This is a genomic window from Streptomyces sp. CA-181903 (assembly GCF_050937075.1).
Lineage (GTDB): Bacteria > Actinomycetota > Actinomycetes > Streptomycetales > Streptomycetaceae > Streptomyces.
The window spans coordinates 4454238-4472019 of sequence record NZ_JBNJLY010000001.1; the positions used below are offsets into that span (position 1 = coordinate 4454238).

Annotated in this window: 20 protein-coding genes; 10 read left to right on the plus strand and 10 right to left on the minus strand. The window is 73.1% G+C overall.

The features are described 5' to 3' along the window. Nucleotides 1-119: 119 nt before the first annotated feature. The gene (locus tag ACQEVS_RS20030) at nt 120-818 is read right to left on the minus strand and encodes a DinB family protein (RefSeq protein WP_433022243.1); all 699 of its coding nucleotides are present in this window, start codon (nt 816-818) and stop codon (nt 120-122) included. Between the two features lie 629 nt (nt 819-1447). Here ACQEVS_RS20030 and ACQEVS_RS20035 point away from each other — a divergent pair. Next, nucleotides 1448-2464 carry a helix-turn-helix domain-containing protein gene (locus ACQEVS_RS20035; protein ID WP_433022245.1) on the plus strand — a complete coding sequence of 339 codons (1017 nt, stop codon included), beginning with the start codon at nt 1448-1450 and terminating at the stop codon, nt 2462-2464. Between the two features lie 111 nt (nt 2465-2575). On the opposite strand, the gene ACQEVS_RS20040 is transcribed toward ACQEVS_RS20035, so the two are convergent. The 4 genes from ACQEVS_RS20040 to ACQEVS_RS20055 all read right to left on the minus strand — a co-directional run bounded on the left by ACQEVS_RS20040 (nt 2576) and on the right by ACQEVS_RS20055 (nt 5271). Beyond that, nucleotides 2576-2857, minus strand: a complete 282-nt coding sequence (locus ACQEVS_RS20040) for a cupin domain-containing protein (RefSeq protein ID WP_433027724.1) — start codon at nt 2855-2857, stop codon at nt 2576-2578. Between the two features lie 100 nt (nt 2858-2957). After that, nucleotides 2958-3923 (minus strand): putative protein N(5)-glutamine methyltransferase, encoded by a 966-nt coding sequence (locus ACQEVS_RS20045; RefSeq protein ID WP_433022247.1) that lies wholly within the window; start codon nt 3921-3923, stop codon nt 2958-2960. Nucleotides 3924-4228: 305 nt separating this feature from the next. Continuing rightward, a complete protein-coding gene (locus ACQEVS_RS20050) occupies nt 4229-4567 on the minus strand; it encodes a deoxyxylulose-5-phosphate synthase (protein ID WP_433022249.1) in 339 nt (112 codons plus the stop codon). Between the two features lie 71 nt (nt 4568-4638). Further along, nucleotides 4639-5271 carry a MarR family winged helix-turn-helix transcriptional regulator gene (locus ACQEVS_RS20055; protein ID WP_433022251.1) on the minus strand — a complete coding sequence of 211 codons (633 nt, stop codon included), beginning with the start codon at nt 5269-5271 and terminating at the stop codon, nt 4639-4641. Nucleotides 5272-5437: 166 nt separating this feature from the next. Between ACQEVS_RS20055 and ACQEVS_RS20060 the strand changes: the two genes are divergently transcribed. From ACQEVS_RS20060 to ACQEVS_RS20070, 3 genes are all read left to right on the plus strand, one after another. After that, nucleotides 5438-5851: a DMT family transporter gene (locus ACQEVS_RS20060; RefSeq protein WP_433022253.1), complete on the plus strand. Its 414-nt coding sequence runs from the start codon at nt 5438-5440 to the stop codon at nt 5849-5851. Nucleotides 5852-5893: 42 nt separating this feature from the next. Continuing rightward, nucleotides 5894-6214, plus strand: coding sequence for a DMT family transporter (locus tag ACQEVS_RS20065; protein WP_433022255.1), 321 nt, complete (start codon nt 5894-5896; stop codon nt 6212-6214). Between the two features lie 157 nt (nt 6215-6371). Beyond that, nucleotides 6372-7862, plus strand: a complete 1491-nt coding sequence (locus ACQEVS_RS20070; protein ID WP_433022257.1) for an amino acid permease — start codon at nt 6372-6374, stop codon at nt 7860-7862. A 374-nt stretch (nt 7863-8236) separates the two neighbouring features. On the opposite strand, the gene ACQEVS_RS20075 is transcribed toward ACQEVS_RS20070, so the two are convergent. Continuing rightward, nucleotides 8237-9100 carry an AraC family transcriptional regulator gene (locus ACQEVS_RS20075; RefSeq protein ID WP_433022259.1) on the minus strand — a complete coding sequence of 288 codons (864 nt, stop codon included), beginning with the start codon at nt 9098-9100 and terminating at the stop codon, nt 8237-8239. A gap of 157 nt (nt 9101-9257) precedes the next feature. On the opposite strand from ACQEVS_RS20075, the gene ACQEVS_RS20080 reads away from it, so the two are divergent. Continuing rightward, complete coding sequence (locus tag ACQEVS_RS20080; protein ID WP_433022261.1) at nt 9258-10523, plus strand: DMT family transporter; 1266 nt, start codon at nt 9258-9260, stop codon at nt 10521-10523. Here ACQEVS_RS20080 and ACQEVS_RS20085 read toward each other — a convergent pair. Continuing rightward, nucleotides 10510-11028, minus strand: coding sequence for a DinB family protein (locus ACQEVS_RS20085; protein ID WP_433022263.1), 519 nt, complete (start codon nt 11026-11028; stop codon nt 10510-10512). The genes ACQEVS_RS20080 and ACQEVS_RS20085 overlap by 14 nt on opposite strands. A gap of 76 nt (nt 11029-11104) precedes the next feature. Next, complete coding sequence (gene serC, locus ACQEVS_RS20090; protein WP_433027727.1) at nt 11105-12226, minus strand: phosphoserine transaminase; 1122 nt, start codon at nt 12224-12226, stop codon at nt 11105-11107. Between the two features lie 231 nt (nt 12227-12457). Between serC and ACQEVS_RS20095 the strand changes: the two genes are divergently transcribed. Together ACQEVS_RS20095 and ACQEVS_RS20100 are read left to right on the plus strand one after the other, a co-directional pair. Beyond that, entirely contained in the window at nt 12458-13105 is a 648-nt protein-coding gene (locus ACQEVS_RS20095) for a class I SAM-dependent DNA methyltransferase (RefSeq protein WP_433022265.1), read from the plus strand. Nucleotides 13106-13521: 416 nt separating this feature from the next. Continuing rightward, nucleotides 13522-13671, plus strand: a complete 150-nt coding sequence (locus ACQEVS_RS20100) for a hypothetical protein (RefSeq protein ID WP_433022267.1) — start codon at nt 13522-13524, stop codon at nt 13669-13671. Between the two features lie 159 nt (nt 13672-13830). Here the strand turns inward: ACQEVS_RS20100 and ACQEVS_RS20105 are convergent, their stop codons facing one another. After that, complete coding sequence (locus tag ACQEVS_RS20105; RefSeq protein WP_433022269.1) at nt 13831-15069, minus strand: MFS transporter; 1239 nt, start codon at nt 15067-15069, stop codon at nt 13831-13833. Nucleotides 15070-15220: 151 nt separating this feature from the next. On the opposite strand from ACQEVS_RS20105, the gene ACQEVS_RS20110 reads away from it, so the two are divergent. The 3 genes from ACQEVS_RS20110 to infA all read left to right on the plus strand — a co-directional run bounded on the left by ACQEVS_RS20110 (nt 15221) and on the right by infA (nt 17323). Beyond that, a complete protein-coding gene (locus ACQEVS_RS20110) occupies nt 15221-15673 on the plus strand; it encodes a winged helix-turn-helix transcriptional regulator (protein WP_433022271.1) in 453 nt (150 codons plus the stop codon). A gap of 565 nt (nt 15674-16238) precedes the next feature. Then, entirely contained in the window at nt 16239-17102 is an 864-nt protein-coding gene (locus ACQEVS_RS20115; protein ID WP_433022273.1) for a GNAT family N-acetyltransferase, read from the plus strand. Continuing rightward, a complete protein-coding gene (infA, locus tag ACQEVS_RS20120; RefSeq protein ID WP_433022275.1) occupies nt 17099-17323 on the plus strand; it encodes a translation initiation factor IF-1 in 225 nt (74 codons plus the stop codon). Before ACQEVS_RS20115 ends, infA begins: the two co-directional genes overlap by 4 nt. Before the next feature lie 108 nt (nt 17324-17431). On the opposite strand, the gene ACQEVS_RS20125 is transcribed toward infA, so the two are convergent. Further along, nucleotides 17432-17782, minus strand: a complete 351-nt coding sequence (locus ACQEVS_RS20125) for a hypothetical protein (protein WP_433022277.1) — start codon at nt 17780-17782, stop codon at nt 17432-17434.

A 17782-nucleotide genomic window follows, 5' to 3' on the forward strand; every position in this document is an offset into this window, starting at 1 on the left:
CCGTCGCCACCCGGCCGACGGCCGCCCGCGCTTCGCGGCCGCCCGCGAGGAGTGCGAGGAACCGGCGGCCCTCGCCGCACCCGGGGTACGCGGATCGAGGACGGTGGAAGTCGCCCCCGCTACTCCCGCGGCCGCCCGTCCCACCGCCACCGGGTGACCCTTTCCCGGCCCGGGAGTTCGCCGCGGCCGGTGGCCCACAGCAGCGTCGCCCACGGGTCGGTGTCCGCCGGCGCGTCCGGGAACAGGCGGGCGCGCACGCGGGCGCACACGTCGGCGGGCGGGTCCCAGGCCAGACCGAGGCCGCCCGCGAGGTCGTGGGTGTGGAGGAGCGCCTCGACGGTGCCCATGGCGGCGAAGCCGGCCGGGTCGGACGCGCCGAAGACGTGGTGCGCGCGTACGTCCGGCGGGGTCGTCCGGACCATGGCGACCAGCAGCGCGCCGCACGACTCCAGCACTTGGAGGAGCCCCTCGGGGCCCGCCGCGCGGTCCGCGTGCACGACGTTCGCCGGGCCGCCCGGACGCCGGCTCTCCCAGACGAACGGAACCTCGCCGTCCTGCGGGGGCCGCCGTGGCCCCAACTGGGCCGCGTAGGCGAAGAAATCGTCACTCAGGTGCTCGACGGTCTCCCAGCACGTCCACTTCAGGCCACTCGCCGGGCGGTCCCAGGCGGACGGGTCGGCCCGCCGGAGGGTGTCCGACGCGAGCCGTACGACGAGGGCCAGATCGTCGGCGGCGGAAGCGGAAGCGGGAGCGGGAACGGCAGCGGCAGGGGGAGTTGGAGCAGAGGCCGGAGCGGACGCGGCGGCAGGGGACGTCATCGGGGGCGCGGTACGACCGGGAGGCGGAGGGGTCACCATGCGGCGAACGTACTGTGCGCACCGGGGCTCCCGACAGCGCATTTCGCACACAGGGGCGCGTACGGCGTCACCCCCGGGGCACCCGGTGGGGGAGGGCGCCGTCCCGCCCCCACGCGGGACGGTGCCCTTCCGCTTCGTCCAGGCTGCCCCCCAGCAAGCCCTGTCGCCCCCCGTAAGCCGACAGGGCCGCCTGGACCGCGCCGCGTCGGCGGCGCCCGGGCCGATGTGGAGGCGGCCCGTCCGGGGAGTCTGGGACAGGCGGGACCGCGCCCGCAAAGCCCTTCGGCCCTGGCCGAATACCGGTACCACCGGGGGCCGGAGGGGAGCGCCCGGGCGCGCTTAACATAAGCGGAAGAACGAACCCCTTCGTCCCGTACGTACCCATGCGTGCCATGCGTGCCGCGCACTCCACGCATTCCATCCGTTCCCATCCGTTCCGTGCGTTCCGCTGTGAAGCGGCCGTGTGTGCAGCGGTGGGACGGCCTTGGGAGGGCACGGGACGGCCGGGGGAGGCCATGGAATGACCGTGTACGGTCATGAGGCCCGCTCGTTCCCGTGTTCCCCGCGCAGCGACCGGAGGGAGGTCTGCCATGACCCTGCGCCTGCACTTCGAGGCGGAGGACCTCGCCCGGGTCCGCGTCACGCCCGTACCCGATCCGCTCGCGGAGGCCACGTTCAGCCTGCCGCTGCTGCAGAGCCCCGGCCTGGGCGCGACCGCGTTCGACGGCTGGCGGGAGCGGTCGCTGCGACGGCTGACCCCGGCCGTCCGGCCGCTGCTGGAGCTGGCGCCGGCGGGCCTCGACGAGTACGTGCCCGAGGCGTTCATCCGGGCCCGGGGCTCGGCCTCGCTGGACGACAGCCTGCGGGCCACCTGGAGCATGCCGCGCCGGATCTGGACGGTGGACCTGGCCGCCGCCGAGGAGTGGCGGCCCGCCGTCCCCCGCTGGATCGGCGACCTGCACACCGGCGACCGCGAGGCCGCCCGGCTCGTCGACCGCGGGTTCCGCGCCTACTACGACGCCGCCATCGCGCCCTACTGGCCCCAACTGGCCGCCGCCGCCCACGCGGACCGGATCCACCGGGCCCGGGTCCTCGCCGACCACGGCGTCGAGCGGCTGCTCGCCGACCTCCACCCCACCCTGCGCTGGGAGTCGCCGGTCCTGCACGCGCCCTGCACGCTGGACATCGACCTGCGCCTCGGCGGCCGGGGCGCGCTGCTCATCCCCACGTTCTTCCTCACCGCGCCGGTGTTCCGGCTGGACAACGCCGACCCCGACGCGCCCCTGGAGATCCGCTACCCGATCGCCCGCGGACCCGCCGACCACCTCTCCGTCCTCACACCGTCCGCCGGCGCCGGGCACACCGGCGAACTCGCCCACTTGGAAGCCCTGATGGGCCGCACCCGCGCCCGCGTCCTCGCCGCCGCCGCGACCGGCGGCAGCACCGCGGAACTCGCCCGGTCCGCCGGCGTCTCCCCGGCCTCCGCCAGCGAACACGCCACCGTGCTGCGCACGGCGGGCCTCATCACGACGCGCCGCGCCGGCCCGTCGGTGCGGCACGCGCTGACGCCGCTGGGGCGGGCGCTGCTGGAGAACGGGCCCGGGTGAACGGATCGAGGTGAAGGGGCCGGGGTGAAGGGGCCGGGGTGAACGGATCGAGGTGAACGGGCCGAGTTGAAGGGGCCGGGGTGAACGGGCGCGCCCGGTAGCGGTACCGCGTCAGTCCGCCGCTTGCTCCATGATCACCAACGTGCCGTGGCTGTCCGGCAGTACGGCGTGCGGAGTGCCCGCCGGGACGGTGTACAGCGCACCCGGTCCGACGTCCACCGGGCGCCCGGCGACGGCCAGCCGGAGCAGGCCGTCGAGCACGAGCAGCGCCTCGGCGGCCTCGTGTCGCTCCTCCGGCACCGGACGCCCGTCCATCCGCAGCACCTTGATGCGCGCGGTCCCCACCTGCCCCACGATGAGCGAGTTCCAGGCTTCGGGCAGCCGAGCGGACACATCGGGCAAGTGGGTCGGACCTGCTGCTTCTCTCGGGCACATGGGCACACGTCTCCTCCGCGGCCGGCACGAGTGGAGAGGCCGGCCGCCGCTGTGTTCATCAGGGATGACGGGAGCGTATGCGCACCGGGTCGTCGACTGGTCGACCGTTCGGCAAAGATCCGGAAGAGGGGCGGGCGCCGCCGCGTCCCGGCCGCGTGCCGATGACGACCGTCGCGTCCCGCTCGTCGCAGACCGCCAGGCGCGGCACCAGCCCCGCGCCGGCGAACAGGGCCATCGACCGCACCGCCTGCCGCTCGCTCGTCTCCATCAGCAGCCGGCCGCCCGGCGCCAGCCACCGGACCGCCTCCGCGGCCACGCGGCGCTGCACGTCCAGGCCGTCCGCCCCGCCGTCGAGCGTCACCAACGGCTCGTGGTCGCGCGCCTCGGGAGGCAACAGGGGGATCTCGCCGGTGGGGACGTACGGGGCGTTGGCCACCAGGACGTCCACCCGGCCCCGGAGGCGCGCGGGAAGCGGGGCGTAGAGGTCGCCCTCGTACACCCGGACGGCCGGTCCGAGGTTGCGCCGGGCGTAGTGGACGGCGGCCGGTTCGACGTCGGCGGCGTACAGCTCGACGGTGTCCAGGGCCGCGGCCACCGCCGCGCCCACCGCGCCTGAGCCGCAGCACAGGTCGAGGACGACCGCGCCGGGACGGGCCGCGGTGACGGCCTGCTCGGCCAGGAACTCGGTGCGGCGGCGGGGGACGAAGACCCCGGGGCCCACGGCGACGCGCAGACCGGCGAACTCGGCCCAGCCCAGGACGTGTTCCAGAGGGACGCCGGAGACGCGCCGCTCCACGAGGGCGTCGAGCGCGGCCGGGATGTCGGTCGTCGTTGCGGTACTTGCCGCAGGATTTGCTGCGGAGCTTGCCGCGGAGCTCGTCGATGAGCTCGCCGCGGAGTGGAGCAACTCGGCTTCCTCCTCCGCGAAGACGCACCCGGCGGCACGCAGCCTGGTGACGACCGAGGCGAGGAGGGCGGGGGAAGAGGGGGAGGAGAGAGGGGAAAGAGAGGACGGTGTCGACATGAGAGCCTTCCGGGGAATCAGAAGGGCACTCCCGTACGCCGCGTCGCCTATGCGGCGACCGCACTCTTCCGGAGGGGGAGCACCCGACCTGCCACTGCGGTGATCGGTCCCACCTCCTCGGGTCGTACGCGGTCCTGGTCGGCGTCACTGTACCTGACCTGCCGTCCGGCGGCCGTCCGGCGGCCGTCCGTTGGCCGTCCGGAGGCCGACCAGGGGCCGATGTGAGGCCGACCAGAGGCCGGCGGGAGGCAGGCCGGGGCAGAGGTCCCCTCCGCTTACCGGAATGCCATCGTCCGGTGGGTGGTTCAGGGCAGCTCGCGCCGGAGGAGCGCCCGCGCGAAGGGCTCACCGGTCCGGCGGGCGTACGTCATGCGCTCGCGGACCTCGAAGAGGGATCGCGGGCGGTAGCCGGGGCCCTTGTCGCAGCAGTCCGTGTGGAAGCGGACGCCTGCGTTCAGGAGCACGGAGAGGGCGCGCCAGCCCGCCGTGTCCCGGCGTCGCGGCGGCTGGAACGCGGCTCCCGCCTCGATCATCGGCTCCGCACAGCGCGGACAGCGCCGCGCCGGCTCGCCCGGCCCGAGCCGCTCCCGCTTGAAGGAGGCCCGGCAGGGGAGGCAGACGTGTGCGGTCTTCGCGCGAGGCATGGCGAGAAGGTTAGGCGGGGTGGCGCGGCGGGGCGAACGCTTATGCGGGGGGCAGGGGTTGCGGCCGGTGGTCAGCCCAGGGTGCCCCGCAGGGCCGCGACCGCCGCCCCGGCGCCGCCGTCGCTCTCGGCCGCCTCCTCCAGCGCGGCGGTGAGGGTGGCCTCGTACGTCGCGGTGGCGGCGGCGTGCCGTGCGCGGCCGGCGTCCTTGAGGACGGTGTAGACGCCGCGCTTGTCGTCCGGGCAGAGGTCGCGGTACGTGAAGTCGGCCGCGTTCAGCCGGCTCACCAGGCGGGTCACGGAGCTCTGGTTGAGGCCCAGCCGGTCGGCCAGTTCCTGCATGCGGAGTTCGCTCCGGGGCGCGGCGGCGAGGAAGCCCAGCGCCCGGTACTCGGAGAGGCCGAGGCCGTGGTGGCGTTGGAGCGCGGCGCTCAGCCGGTGCTCGACATGGGCGTGGAGGGTGAGGAAGCGGTGCCACATCCGGACGTCCGCGGAGGGGGCGGACGCGGGCGGTGGTGTGGGGTCCGCCGGACGGGCGGACTCGGAAGGCCCGGCGGATTCGGCGGACTTGTCGGTGGGCTTGGGGGAATCGGCGACGGCGGTCTGGTCGGCCTCGGTGGCCTCAGCGGACCCGGCGGCCCCAATAGCCCCGGCGGTGGCGGCGGGGCGGGCGGATTCGGCGGGCCTGGCGGTCGGTGCGGGCATCTGCGGCTCCGGAGCTGTGGCGAGAGTGGCGGTGAGGCCGGTGGCGACTGACGGCGTTGACACAAGATTACTTGCACGTGCATGCTTCTATCCATCGCCGAAAGCATGCACGTACATGCAACTACACGTGCCGACCATCCGCCAACGCACCGGAGGAGCCGGAACCATGGCCTGGATCTACCTGCTCATCGCATCCGTCTTCGAGGTCGTCTTCGCCCTCGCCACCAACGCCACCGAGGGCTTCACCCGGTTGGGGCCCTCGCTGCTGACCGCCGGAGCCGCCGCGGGCGGCATCTTCTTCCTGAGCCTGGCGCTGCGGACGCTGGACGTCGGTGTGGGCTACACCGTCTGGACCGGCATCGGGTCGGTCGGCACGGTCGTCCTCGGCTCGGTGATCTTCGACGAGCCGGTCAACGCCTGGAAGGTGCTCGCCTTCGTCCTGATCATCGGCGGGGTGCTCGGACTCAAGCTCGCCGACGGGTTCGGCGGGGCCGGGGAAGCGGGCGCGGGCGGTGACGCGCACGCGGAGGGCGGCGGCGACGCGTCCGCCGGCCGGCGTCGTACCCCGGCCTCCGCCTGACCCACCCGCCTCACACCACCACCCCTGTAAAGGAGCGCCGTCATGGCCTGGGTCTTCCTCGCCGTCGCCATCGTCTTCGAGATCGCCTTCGCGCTGGGTACCAATGCCACCAAGGGCTTCACCCGGCTCTGGCCATCCGTCTTCACCCTCCTCGCCGCCGCAGGCGGCATCTTCACCCTCAGCCAGGCGCTCAGGACCCTCGACGTGGGCGTCGGCTACACCATCTGGACGGGCATCGGCTCCATCGGCACCGTCGTCTTCGGCGCCGTCCTCTACAAGGAGAAGATCACGCTGCCGAAGGTGCTCTCCTTCGCCGCGATCATCGCCGGGGCCGTCACGCTCAAGCTGGCGGCCGGCGCCTGAGCCCCGGCGTACGGGGTGTGACCTGCGCCCCTGTGCTGTATGAAGATCTCGAAAACACTTGTCGATGGCCGAAAAGCGTACCTAGGGTCGCTGAACCGAGCTCCGTGCCGAAGAGGCGGCACGGCTCGTCGGCACGGATCGAGAAGGGTTCTGTTGCATGCAGCCACCGACAACGGGCGGGACGACGCCCGCCGGGCCCCTGGACGCCGTCCCCGGCAAGGGAAGCGCGGAGATCGCGGAGCAGGCCGGACCGGGCGGGCGGGACGGAGGGGGCGCGGCGGGTTCTACCGCCGAGGGCTACAAGCGCGGACTCGGCACCCGGCAGATCCAGATGATCGCCATCGGCGGCACCATCGGCACGGGCCTGTTCCTGGGCGCCGGAACGGCCATATCCCAGGCCGGGCCGAGCCTGATCATCTGGTACGCGGTGGCCGGCGCCGTCCTGTTCCTGGTGATGCGCGCGCTCGGCGAACTCCTCACCCACCGCCCGGTATCGGGCAGCTTCGCCGAGTACGCCCGGGAGTTCCTCGGCCCGTTCTGGGGGTACGCGACCGCCTGGACCTACTGGATCATGTGGGTCACCACCGGCATGGCCGAGATCACGGCGGCGGGGCAGTACGTCAAGTACTGGTTCCCCGGGGTGGAGCAGTGGCAGACGGCGCTGGTGTCGCTGGTGGTGCTGCTGGCCGTGAACATGATCTCGGTGAAGGCGTTCGGCGAGCTGGAGTTCTGGTTCGCGCTCGTCAAGGTCGTCGCCATCGTCGCGATGATCCTCGTCGGCGTCGCTGTCCTGGTCGTCGGCTTCGGTGACGTCGGTGACACCGCCTCCGTGACCCACCTGTGGAAGGACGGCGGCATCGCGCCGCACGGCGTGCACGACTCGCTGATGACGCTGCAGATCGTCCTCTTCGCCTACCTCGGCGTCGAACTCGTCGGCGTCACCGCGGGCGAGGCGGAGGACCCGCAGAAGAACATCCCCCGGGCCATCAACAGCCTCCCCGTCCGCTTCGGCCTCTTCTACATCGGCACTCTCGTCGTCATCCTCTCCGTCGTGAGCTGGGCCGAGTTCAGCCCGGGCGTCAGCCCGTTCGTCGCCGCCTTCGCCAAGATCGGCATTCCGGCGGCGGCGGGCATCGTCAACTTCATCGTGCTCACCTCCGCGCTGTCCTCCTGCAACGCGGGCGGCCTCTACTCGACGGCCCGCATGCTGCGCACCGCCTCCGTCAACGGCCACGCCCCCAAGGCCCTCTCCCGGCTCACCGGCCGCGGGGTCCCCGCCCCCGCGCTCTGGGTGTCGGCGGTCGTCATGGGACTCGGCGTCCTCATCAACGCCCTCGATCCGGAGCACGCGTTCGCCTACATCACCTCCGTCTCGACGGGCGGCGCCATCCTCGTCTGGAGCGTCATCCTCATCACCCACCTCCGCTACCGCCGGGCGGTGGCGAGAGGAGCGGCGGAGCCCTCTCCGTACCGCCTCCCCGGTGCCCCTTACACGAACATCGTGGCGCTGGCCTTCTTCGCGTTCGTGACCGTCCTCATCGCCTGGAGCGCGGACACCCGGATCGCCCTGTACGTGATGGGCGTCTGGGTCGTGCTGCTGCTCCTGGGCTGGGCGTTCCTGCGACGGGGGAGGACGGTCAGGGGCTGACGCGGGGGTCTGAGGTGGGGAGCTGAGGCGGGGACCGGACGGCGGCGCCGGGGGCTCGCGGCCGGCACTTGTCGATCGCCGACCGGCGTCCGGCGTCCGGCGATCACCGACCGGCGCCCGTTGACCGGCGCCCGTTGACCGGCACCCGGCACCCGGCACCCGTCGGCCGTCGCACGTTGGCCGTCGGCCGTCGACCGCCGAGCGGCACCCGTCGACCGTCGACGATGCTGCGGCCCGACGCCCGCGTACGGCCGCCTTCGGCGGGCTCGCCGGCCGCCCGTCCGTGCGCCCCGGCAACCGTGCCGGGGCGCACGGCGTTGCCGCCCCCCACCCGGCGCCGGTACGGCGTGGCGCGCCCGGCGTCCTGCCGCTGCTCAACGTCCGGCGGCCGCGCCCCGCAGCACCGCACGTCGGTACACCCCCGGGGTGATCCCGTACGCGCGCTTGAACCAACGGCCGAAGTGCGCCTGGTCCGCGAAGCCGGCGGACTCGGCCGCGTCCGCCGGTGGTACACCGCCCGCCAGCAGGTCCCGGGCCCGGCGGAGCCGCAGGAGGCGCTGGTAGTCGCTCGGAGGCATGCCGAACTCCGCGCGGAAGGCGCGGTACACGGCGTAGCGGCTGCAACCGGCCGCCTCGGCCAGGTCGCCGGCCGACAGCGGCTCGGCGAACGCCTCGTCCAGCAGGGCGCGGGCCCGGCGGGCCGCGTGCCGCCGGCCGCCGTCCGTGAGGGTGCGCCCGCGGGGAGCGCGGGTCGCGCCGCGGGCCGCCATGGCCAGGACGGCCGAGGCAAGCCGTTCCTCCCGGGCCAGTTCGCCGGCCGGCAGGACCAGGGAGGCATGCAGGCGCGCGAGGGCGTGGGTGAGCACGGGATCGGTGAGGACCGGGCGGACGAAGAACGGCGGCGCGACGGCGCGCCCTCCGCACGCGTCGGCGGCGTCGGCGAGTACGTCGGACACCACGGACGCGCCGATGTGGACGATGCGGTACCGGTAGCCCGCCTCCGCCGCCGCGTGCCCGTCGTGCACCTCGTCCGGGTTGAAGGCCATCACCATGCCGGCACCGCTGGTGTGGTGCGCCCCGCGGCAGCGGAACCGCTGGGCGCCGAGGTCGGTGATGCCGAAGGAGTAGCCGTCGTGGGCGTGTGGTGCGTAGACGTGGTCGAAGAAGTGCGCGTGCATGGCCTCCACCGGGCGTGTGGGGTCCCGCCAGTACCGCACCCAGCCGCTCCCGCTCGCCATACGCCCATTCTGACCGGCGCGTTGACGGCGCGCACCGCCGGCCCGCAGTGGCGATCCGCGCTGCGGCCTGCACTGGCGGCCTTGCGCCGCCGGTCCACGCCCCGGCCCGCACCAGCGTTCAAGACGGCCGGACCGCCCGCCTGCCAAGGTCCGGTCCATGGCGACGAAGAGAGGGCCGAGCAACCCGTACCTGCTCCTGATGGTGACCATGACGCTGTGGGGGAGTGCCTTCTCCAGCTCCAAGGCGGTGGTCGGCCAACTGCCGCACTCGGTCGCCGCGTTCCTGCGCTTCGGCGGGGCCGCGGTCGCCCTGTCGGCCGCTTCCTGGTGTCTCCGCGATCGTGGCGCGCGCGAGGGCGGGCGCGGGACCGCGACGGGATCCGTACGCGCCGCCGGGCTCGCCGCCGCGGCGGGCGTCCTGGGCGTCTTCGCCTACAACGGTTTCTTCTTCTGGGGTCTCTCGCTGGCTCCCTCCCTGGACGCGGGCATCCTCATACCGGTCATGAGCCCGGTGTTCACCAGTACGTTCCTCCTCCTGACCGGCCGGGAGAAGGCGACCGGGGCCCGGTGGGCGGGCCTCGGCCTGGGGCTCGCCGGCGCGGCGGTCTTCCTCGTCGGCGCGGCCGGCGGAGGAGGGGACGCGTCCCGGCTGCGGGGCGACGCCCTGTACCTGCTCAGCGCGGTGTGCTGGGCCGCGTACACCCTGCTCGGCCCGCGGGTCCTGGCCGGCGTCGAACCGCTGCGTGCCACCACCTACGCGACCTGCGCGGGCGCCGCCCTCCTCGGCGTGCTCGCTGCCCCCGACCTGGTCGCCGTGCGATGGGGCGAACTGCCGTCCGGCGTCTGGCTGAACAGCGTGTACCTGGCCGTCGGCGCGGCGGCCGTGGCCAACCTCCTCTACTACCGCGGGGTGCGCGCGGTGGGTCCCGCGCGGGCCTCGCTCATGATGTTCACCGTCCCCGTCGTCAACATCGTGTGCGCCACTGTCTTCCTCGGCGAATCCGTCGGGCCGCTCCAGGGCGCAGGCGCGCTGGTCCTGCTCCTGGGTGCCGCGATCGCTCTCACCCTGGGCAGGGGCTCCCGGAGCGGGACCGGTCCGAGGCCCGGCTCACTGTCGGCCGGGCCCGTACCGACGGCGGACGGACCAGCGAACGGACCAGCGGACAAACCGGCGGACGGACCAGCGGTCGGACCAGCGGTCGGACCGGAAGGCAGGCCCGAGGCCGAATCGGATGACAGGCCGGGGGCCGGGCGGGATGACAGGCCGACAGGCGGGCCAACGGGCAGGCCGACAGACGGGCCGATGGCCAAGCCGAGGAGCGAGCCCGAAGGCGTCGAACCGCCCGAACCCGTCGAACCCGCCACCACCGGACGGCAGAACCCACCAACAGAGGGCAACCGCCCATCGCCTACACGCCCGTGACCCCGTCCACCGCCTCCCGGAGCAGATCCGCGTGCCCGTTGTGCCGCGCGTACTCCTCTATCAGGTGGATGAGGATCCACCGCAGCGACACCACGTCCGAGCCGACCCCCTCGGCCTCCTCCGGCGAAAGCCGCCCCACGTCGTCCAGCGACGCGCCCGCGATCAGCTCCCGCCCCACCGCGATCTCGGCCCGCCAGCCGGCCAGGGCCTCGTCCAGCCCCTGGCCGGGATCGAGCGCGAAGCCGGCGTCCGCCGGCACCTCCGGCACCGTCCGGCCGGCGAACACCCGCTGGAACCAGTTGCGTTCCACTATCTCCATGTGCCGGACCAGGCCCAGCAGGGACATCGTGGAGGGTGAGACGGAGGTGCGGCGCACCTGCTCGTCGTCGAGCCCCCGGCACTTCGTCTCAAGCGTCGCGCGCTGGAAGTCGAGCCAGCTCTCCAGCGCCTCGCGCTCGCCGGCGAGCGGGGGCGGAACGGGTCGGCCGTCCGGTGTCGTCGTCATGGAGCCACCTTCCCACGCACCACTGACAATCGCCCCGGTTCGTCGGCCTCCCCGCGCCTTCCCGCAGGTCAAAGCTCTACAGCCGCTCCACCACGAAGTCGACGCACGCCGTCAGCGCCTCGACGTCCGTCGGGTCGATCGCCGGGAACATGGCGACGCGCAGCTGGTTGCGGCCCAGCTTGCGGTACGGCTCGGTGTCGACGATGCCGTTGGCGCGCAGCACCTTGGCCACGGCCGCCGCGTCGACGTCGTCCGAGAAGTCGATCGTGCCGATGACCTGCGACCGCTTGGCCGGGTCGGTGACGAACGGGGTGGCGTGCTTGGACGCCTCCGCCCAGCCGTAGAGGGCGCGGGCCGAGGCGGCCGTGCGGCGGACGGCGAAGTCGAGGCCGCCCTGGCCGTTCAGCCACTTCAGCTGCTCGTCGAGGAGGAACAGGGTGGCGAGCGAAGGGGTGTTGTACGTCTGGTTCTTCCGCGAGTTGTCGATCGCCGTGGGCAGCGAGAAGAACTCGGGGACGTGCCGCCCGGAGGCGTGCACCCGGGCGGCGCGCTCCAGCGCGGCGGGGGAGAAGACGCCGATCCACAGGCCCCCGTCGGAGGCGAAGGACTTCTGCGGCGCGAAGTAGTAGACGTCCGTCTCGGCGATGTCGACGGGCAGGCCGCCCGCGCCGGAGGTGGCGTCCACGAGGACGAGCGCCCCGTCGTCCGCCCCCGCCACGCGCCGGATCGGCATGGCGACGCCGGTGGACGTCTCGTTGTGGGTGAGCGCGTAGACGTCGGTGCCGGGTTCGGCGTGCGCCTCGGGGTGGGTGCCGGGGTCGGCGGAGACGACGGTCGGCTCGGCGAGCCAGGGCGCGAGCTTCGCGGCCTTGGCGAACTTCGAGGAGAACTCGCCGAAGGAGAGGTGCTGCGACCTGGACTCGATCAGGCCGTGGGTGGCGATGTCCCAGAACGCGGTGGACCCGCCGTTGCCGAGGACCACCTCGTAGCCGTCGGGGAGCGAGAACAGGGCGCGGAGGCCGTCGCGGACCGAGCCGACCAGGTTCTTCACCGGCGCCTGGCGGTGGGAGGTGCCCAGCAGAGAGGATCCGGTGGCCGCCAGGGCGGCGAGTGCCTCCGGGCGCACCTTGGACGGGCCGGCGCCGAAACGGCCGTCGGCGGGCTTGATGTCGGCGGGGATCTGGATGTCAGCCTGGATGTCAGCCACGGGGGCAGCCTAATCCGTCGGACGGCCGTGAGTGGAGGAATGTCCAGCGGCTGAGACGTGCGTTCGGGCAGGCGGGGACGCGTGGTTGGGCGTGGTGAGGGGGCGGTGGGGCGGGGCCGGGCACCTGGCGCGGAACAGCCGGCGCACCTCTCCTCATTCTCGTGATAGCCGGGATCCCACACCCCCCTCCCCGCTGGAGGCCGCGCCCGCTACGGTCTCCGGATGACCGAACCCGACGCCCTCCCCGCCACCCGCGAGGCATACGACGCCCTCGCCGCCACCTATGCGGACCTCTTCCGCGACCACCTGCGCGAACGCGCCTTGGAACGCGCGGTCCTGAGCGCCTTCGCCGAGCTGGTACGGGCGAACGGCGACGGTCCGGTCGCCGACCTCGGCTGCGGACCGGGCCACATCACGGCCCACCTCCACGAGCTAGGCCTGAACGCCTTCGGCGTCGACGCCTCGCCCGCGATGATCGAGCTCGCCCGCGAAGCGAGTCCTGCTCTGCGGTTCGAGACCGGCTCGATGGCCGCCCTGGACATCGAGGACGGCGCGCTCGGCGGAGTGCTCTCGCGCTGGTCCGTCATCCACACCCCGCCGCGCGACCTGCCTCCCATCCTCGCCGAGTTCGCCCGCGTCCTGGCCCCCGGCGGCCACCTCCTGATCGCCTTCCCCGCCACGGACGGCCCGGACGACGAGCCGCAGCCCTACGACCACACGGTGGCGACGGCTTACCGCTGGTCCCCCGACCACCTTTCGGCCCTCCTCCGCGAGCACGGCCTGACGGAATCGTCCCGCCTGGTGATCGAACCGGAGCCCACGGACCGCCGGCAGTTCCGCGAGGTCCAGCTGCTGGCGCGGAAGGCGTAAGGGGCGATACGGGCGGTCCTGGGACGCCGCTTCGGCCGCTGGCGCTTCGCCCGGGAGCGCCCGCAGGGAGGGCGGGCCGTTTCCTCGGACCGTACGGTGACGATCCGGACGCCGGGCCGTGCACCGGATGAGCGCGAGACTTCCGCCCCGTCGGCCGGACCCGTGGAGCACTCCTGCCCGGATCCGCGGCGACGAGCCCTGGTCGGCTTCACGGACGTCGGCACGTCGAGCGCGCGCCGGTTCCGAACGGTGTACGCGGCCCTGGCCGCCGGGTCGCGCCGACTACTGAGGTTCCGGGAATGGGAGGACGCCGTGGTGGTCGCCCCGGGCGGGTACCGCACTCGCGTCTGGCGCGTGCGGGTGCGGGTCGGCGCGACGGGCCGCCGAGCGCGTGGGAGGAAGCGGGAGGGAAGCGGGTGGGAAGCGGGAGGAAAGTCGCCTCGATCGAGGAGGCCGTGCACCGCATCCGCTCTGAGACCGCGTCCGCCGTGCCCATGGTCCGCGCCGGCGTACCCAGCGACATCGCCGCCGATCCCGCCGAGGCCGTCATGGTGATCGCCGCGTGATCGGGAAACGCTATCCGCGGCACCCCGACCTCGGGGGCCGGGGTGCCGTTCACGACTTTCGGCCCCGAGGGAGTGTGCCGTGGACGACAGCTGCCAGGCCGACGACGACCTGGGTGTCCCTCTCCCGGTGAGGGCCCCTGAGCGCTGACCGGGCGCACCTCAGCGGCGCGACGCGGCTTCCGCCGGGCCGCCCCGGGTCAGCAGCCACAGCAGAAACCCGAGGAGGCTGAACCCGGCCCCCAGCGCGCACACCGCACCCCACCCTGCGGCCGCGTAGAGGGAGGTGGCGGCGAGGGCGCCGATGGCGCTGCCGAGCGAGTAGAAGACCATGTACCCGCCGATCAGACGGCTGCCGGCGTCCGGGTGGAGGGCGTAGATCAGGGTCTGGTTGGTGACGTGGACCGCCTGCACGGCGAGGTCGAGGAGGATCACGCCGACGACCAGTGCCCAGAACGAGCCGCGTGTGAAGGCCAGGGGCAGCCAGGAGGCGGTGAGCAGGGCCAGGGCGATGCCGGTGGTGCACCGGGAGAGGCCGCGGTCGTTCAGGCGTCCGGCCACGGTCGCGGCGAGGGCGCCGGCGACGCCGATCAGGCCCAGCGCTCCGATCGCACTGTGGGAGAAGCGGTACGGCGCCTCGCTGAGCGGTAGCGCGATGCTGCTCCACAGGGTGCTGAAGGAGGCGAAGACCAGCAGGCAGAACGCGGCCCGGAGCCGCAGCAGCGGTTCCCGGGCGAAGAGGGCGAGGGTGGAGCGCAGGAGCTGTCCGTAGCGCAGGGCCGTCGGCGGGGTGGCGCTGTGGCGCGGCAGCACGCGGTACAGGACGAGGGCGAGCAGCGCGGTCAGCGACGCCGACGCGACGTAGACGGAACGCCAGCCCGCGAGGTCGGCGAGGAGGCCGGACGCGGTGCGCGCGAGGAGGATCCCGACGACCACGCCGCTGGTGACCAGGCCGACGACCCGCCCGCGCCCGGCGGGCGGGGCGAGGGAGGCCGCGAAGGCCACCAGCGTCTGCGTGACGACGGCGAGCAGTCCCGTCGCCGCCATACCCGCGAGCAGCACCGCCGCCGAGCGGGCCGTGGCCACCAGGACCAGCGCCGCGACGAGGAGCAGCAATTGGGCGACGATGAGCTTCCTGCGGTCGGCGATGTCGCCCAGCGGCACGAGGAAGAACAGCCCCAACCCGTACCCGGCCTGCGTGAGCGTCACGACGCTGCCGACGAGCGCCGGGCTCATGGCGAGGTCGTGGCCCATGGTCACCAGGAGCGGCTGGGAGAAGTAGACGTTGGCCACGGCCGCCCCGCAGGCCACGGCGAAGAGGAGGACGAGGCCGCGGGAGAGGACGAACGGGGTGTTCTCCTCGGTTCGTATCCGGGGCCGCTGTGTCGTGGCCTGTCGCATCGTGGTTCGTAGCGTCGTGACTCGGCGTGTCTTGGCCTCGCTGTCGCCGGGCACCGGCATCCCCGCCTCCCTCTGGTTGCAACTTGCTACCAGGACCAGACCGTAAACCCGCTTGGTAGCATGTTGCAACCAGCTGAGAGTGAGGGACGCCATGGTCACCAGGACCCGCTTCGACGACAGCGATTGCCCCGTCGCCCGCTCGGTGGACGCGATCGGCGACTGGTGGTCCCTGCTGATCGTCCGGGACGCCTTCGACGGGAGCCGGCGCTTCGGCGAGTTCCAGCGCAGCCTCGGCGTCGCCAAGAACATCCTCACCGCCCGGCTCCGCGCCCTCGTCGCCGGCGGCATCCTGGAATCCGTCCCCGCGTCGGACGGCAGCGCCTACCGCGAATACGTCCTGACGCCGAAGGGCAAGGCGCTCTTTCCCGTCATCGTCGCGCTGCGGCAGTGGGGCGAACAGAGCTTCTTCGCCCCCGGCGAACCCCACTCGGAGCTCCTCGACCGCCGCCAGGAACGGCCTCTGCGCCCGCTGGAGGTACGGTCCGCGGACGGCCGCCGACTGGACCCCGACGACACCGTCGTCCACAAGCTGCCCGCACGGTGACCTGAGCTGGGGCGGGTTGACGTCCTTGCCGGGCGCGGCAGGGCGGTCGTGCCGGGCATGGCAGGGCGGTCGTTCCGACGGTGGGCCGCGTCCCACGCCGGAACGCGGCCCTCGGCTCATGCGCCTACGCCGGCCCGCCGTAAGGGACGGTGATGAGCTCCATGGCGTGGCCCGGCGGGTACATGAAGTACACGCCGCGGCCCCGACGATCGTGTGGTTCGACTCGGCCGGCGGGGAATGCCTCCAAGAGCATCTCCCGGCGCCTACCGGCACCTCCATGCCTCACCCGGCCGGTGACCGGCACGCGGTGCCGCCGTCGATCTCACGACGGGCGGGCGGATGACGGGCGGGCGGATGACGGTGCGTGAGTGAGCGTTCCGGAAAAGGAGTTGAGCGAGGGGCGAGCCGGGGCTACGTTCGTGGTGGACCGCGAAGTCGTCGTAGGGAGGTGAGACCCGTGAACGCAGTCACCCATGGGTGCTCCCTCAATCCGCTTCGGTCCGGCGGCTGACATTCGGTGTCGCCGGGAGCGCCTGAGACCAAGGCACTCCTGAAGGAGACTCCGATGAATACGAAGCCTTCCCCCTCCGGCCTGAGCGAGGACGCGGTGACGGTCACGCGCGTCGCGGACAGGCAATGGCACGCGCTGGACGATGACCTGGTGGTCGGCCGCGGATACGCGGAGCGTCGGGCCGACGGGCGCCTGTTCGTCTGCATCGATGCCTGGCACGACGCCGCTTTCGGCCGGCTCGCCGAGGCGATGCTCGCGGAAGTTCCCACCCCGCTGCACGCGGTGGTCGACGAAGCCGACGCCGGACTGACGGCGCGCTGGCAGCGGGCCGGATTCACGGTCCGGCGCCGCGAGTGGGAGTACGCCGTGCCGACCGACCCGCAGGTCACCGGCCTCGGGGCGGTCACGCCGCCTCCCGGTGTGACGATCGTGCCCGCCGGTCAGGCCGACGAGCGTCTGCTGCGGGCCGTCGACCGCGCGATCCGTGACGAGGTCGAGGCGACCGCCGGGTGGCAGTCGATGCCCGCTGAGGTGATCCCGCGTCCTGCGGGCGACACCGTCGTCGACCCGTCGAAGTACGCGGTGGCGGCCGCGTCCGACCGCTACCTCGGCCTGATCCGGGTGGTGACGGTGAACCGGCCGCGCATCGGGCTGCTCGCCGTCCGGGCCGGCGAGCAGCGCCGCGGCATCGCGCGGGCGCTGCTGGCCCACGCGCTGGAGACGCTGCACCGGGCCGGGCACGCGGCGGCCTGGACGGAGGTCCAGGAGACCAACGTGGCGGCCAGGGCGCTCCTCGCGGGCGTCGGTGCCAGGCCGGTGGGCAGCAACCTGGAGCTGGAGATGCAGCTGAGGCCGAAGTCGCAGCCGGAGCCGGAGTTGCAGCCGAAGCCGGAGCCGAAGCCGGAGCTGGGCCGATGACCCGGGCCAAGAACGTCATCGAGGCCCCGGGCAGGGTCGTCGAGTGCCTGCGCAGCACCATGTTCACCGTGGAGCTCGACAACGGCCACCGGGTGCTCGCGCACATCAGCGGGAAGATCCGCAAGAACTACATCAGGATCACGCTGGAGGACCGCGTGCTGGTGGAGCTCTCACCGTACGACCTGTCACGCGGCCGGATCGTGTTCCGGTACCGCAACTAGCGCCGACCGGCCGGGCGTTCCCCTGCGGCCGCCCCTCGAACCCGGATCACGAGACGACGTCACGCGACAGGGGTTCGAGGGGCGGCAGCCGCGGGGAGACGGCGTGGCTCAGAGCCAGCGCTGAGCCGCTTCGACGCTGTCCCCGCCGTTGCTGTTGAACGCGATGGCGGCCTGTGGGGAGTATCGGCGGATCAGGTTGGTGATCTGCTCGAAGAGGGGCAGCAGTTGTTCGGTCTTGCGGATTCCGCCGCCGATCACGACCACGTCCCATGGCCGCTCGGTCAACGACGCGACGAGCGTCGGCTCGGCCGATTCGTCGAAGACGACGAGCGCCATGGCCGCGTCGATACCGTGCTCGCCGAAGCGGGCCAACTCGGCTTCGAGGGCAGCGCGAAGAGCGGTTCCGTCGGCGCCGGGTATGCCCTGGGGGTCGTAACCGACGACAAGTACAGAAGACAT

What these genes read in the sequence shown, in the direction of transcription:
- ACQEVS_RS20095 (WP_433022265.1), top strand. Translation starts at nt 12,458, where the DNA reads ATGACCGAACCCGACGCCCTCCCCGCCACCCGCGAGGCATACGACGCC.
- ACQEVS_RS20065 (WP_433022255.1), top strand. Translation starts at nt 5,894, where the DNA reads ATGGCCTGGGTCTTCCTCGCCGTCGCCATCGTCTTCGAGATCGCCTTC.
- ACQEVS_RS20125 (WP_433022277.1), bottom strand. Translation starts at nt 17,782, where the DNA reads ATGTCTTCTGTACTTGTCGTCGGTTACGACCCCCAGGGCATACCCGGC.
- ACQEVS_RS20050 (WP_433022249.1), bottom strand. Translation starts at nt 4,567, where the DNA reads ATGCCTCGCGCGAAGACCGCACACGTCTGCCTCCCCTGCCGGGCCTCC.
- ACQEVS_RS20075 (WP_433022259.1), bottom strand. Translation starts at nt 9,100, where the DNA reads ATGGCGAGCGGGAGCGGCTGGGTGCGGTACTGGCGGGACCCCACACGC.
- ACQEVS_RS20080 (WP_433022261.1), top strand. Translation starts at nt 9,258, where the DNA reads ATGGCGACGAAGAGAGGGCCGAGCAACCCGTACCTGCTCCTGATGGTG.
- ACQEVS_RS20070 (WP_433022257.1), top strand. Translation starts at nt 6,372, where the DNA reads ATGCAGCCACCGACAACGGGCGGGACGACGCCCGCCGGGCCCCTGGAC.
- ACQEVS_RS20105 (WP_433022269.1), bottom strand. Translation starts at nt 15,069, where the DNA reads ATGCGACAGGCCACGACACAGCGGCCCCGGATACGAACCGAGGAGAAC.
- infA (WP_433022275.1), top strand. Translation starts at nt 17,099, where the DNA reads ATGACCCGGGCCAAGAACGTCATCGAGGCCCCGGGCAGGGTCGTCGAG.
- ACQEVS_RS20035 (WP_433022245.1), top strand. Translation starts at nt 1,448, where the DNA reads ATGACCCTGCGCCTGCACTTCGAGGCGGAGGACCTCGCCCGGGTCCGC.
- ACQEVS_RS20085 (WP_433022263.1), bottom strand. Translation starts at nt 11,028, where the DNA reads ATGACGACGACACCGGACGGCCGACCCGTTCCGCCCCCGCTCGCCGGC.
- ACQEVS_RS20110 (WP_433022271.1), top strand. Translation starts at nt 15,221, where the DNA reads ATGGTCACCAGGACCCGCTTCGACGACAGCGATTGCCCCGTCGCCCGC.
- ACQEVS_RS20060 (WP_433022253.1), top strand. Translation starts at nt 5,438, where the DNA reads ATGGCCTGGATCTACCTGCTCATCGCATCCGTCTTCGAGGTCGTCTTC.
- ACQEVS_RS20055 (WP_433022251.1), bottom strand. Translation starts at nt 5,271, where the DNA reads ATGCCCGCACCGACCGCCAGGCCCGCCGAATCCGCCCGCCCCGCCGCC.
- ACQEVS_RS20115 (WP_433022273.1), top strand. Translation starts at nt 16,239, where the DNA reads ATGAATACGAAGCCTTCCCCCTCCGGCCTGAGCGAGGACGCGGTGACG.
- ACQEVS_RS20030 (WP_433022243.1), bottom strand. Translation starts at nt 818, where the DNA reads ATGACGTCCCCTGCCGCCGCGTCCGCTCCGGCCTCTGCTCCAACTCCC.
- ACQEVS_RS20045 (WP_433022247.1), bottom strand. Translation starts at nt 3,923, where the DNA reads ATGTCGACACCGTCCTCTCTTTCCCCTCTCTCCTCCCCCTCTTCCCCC.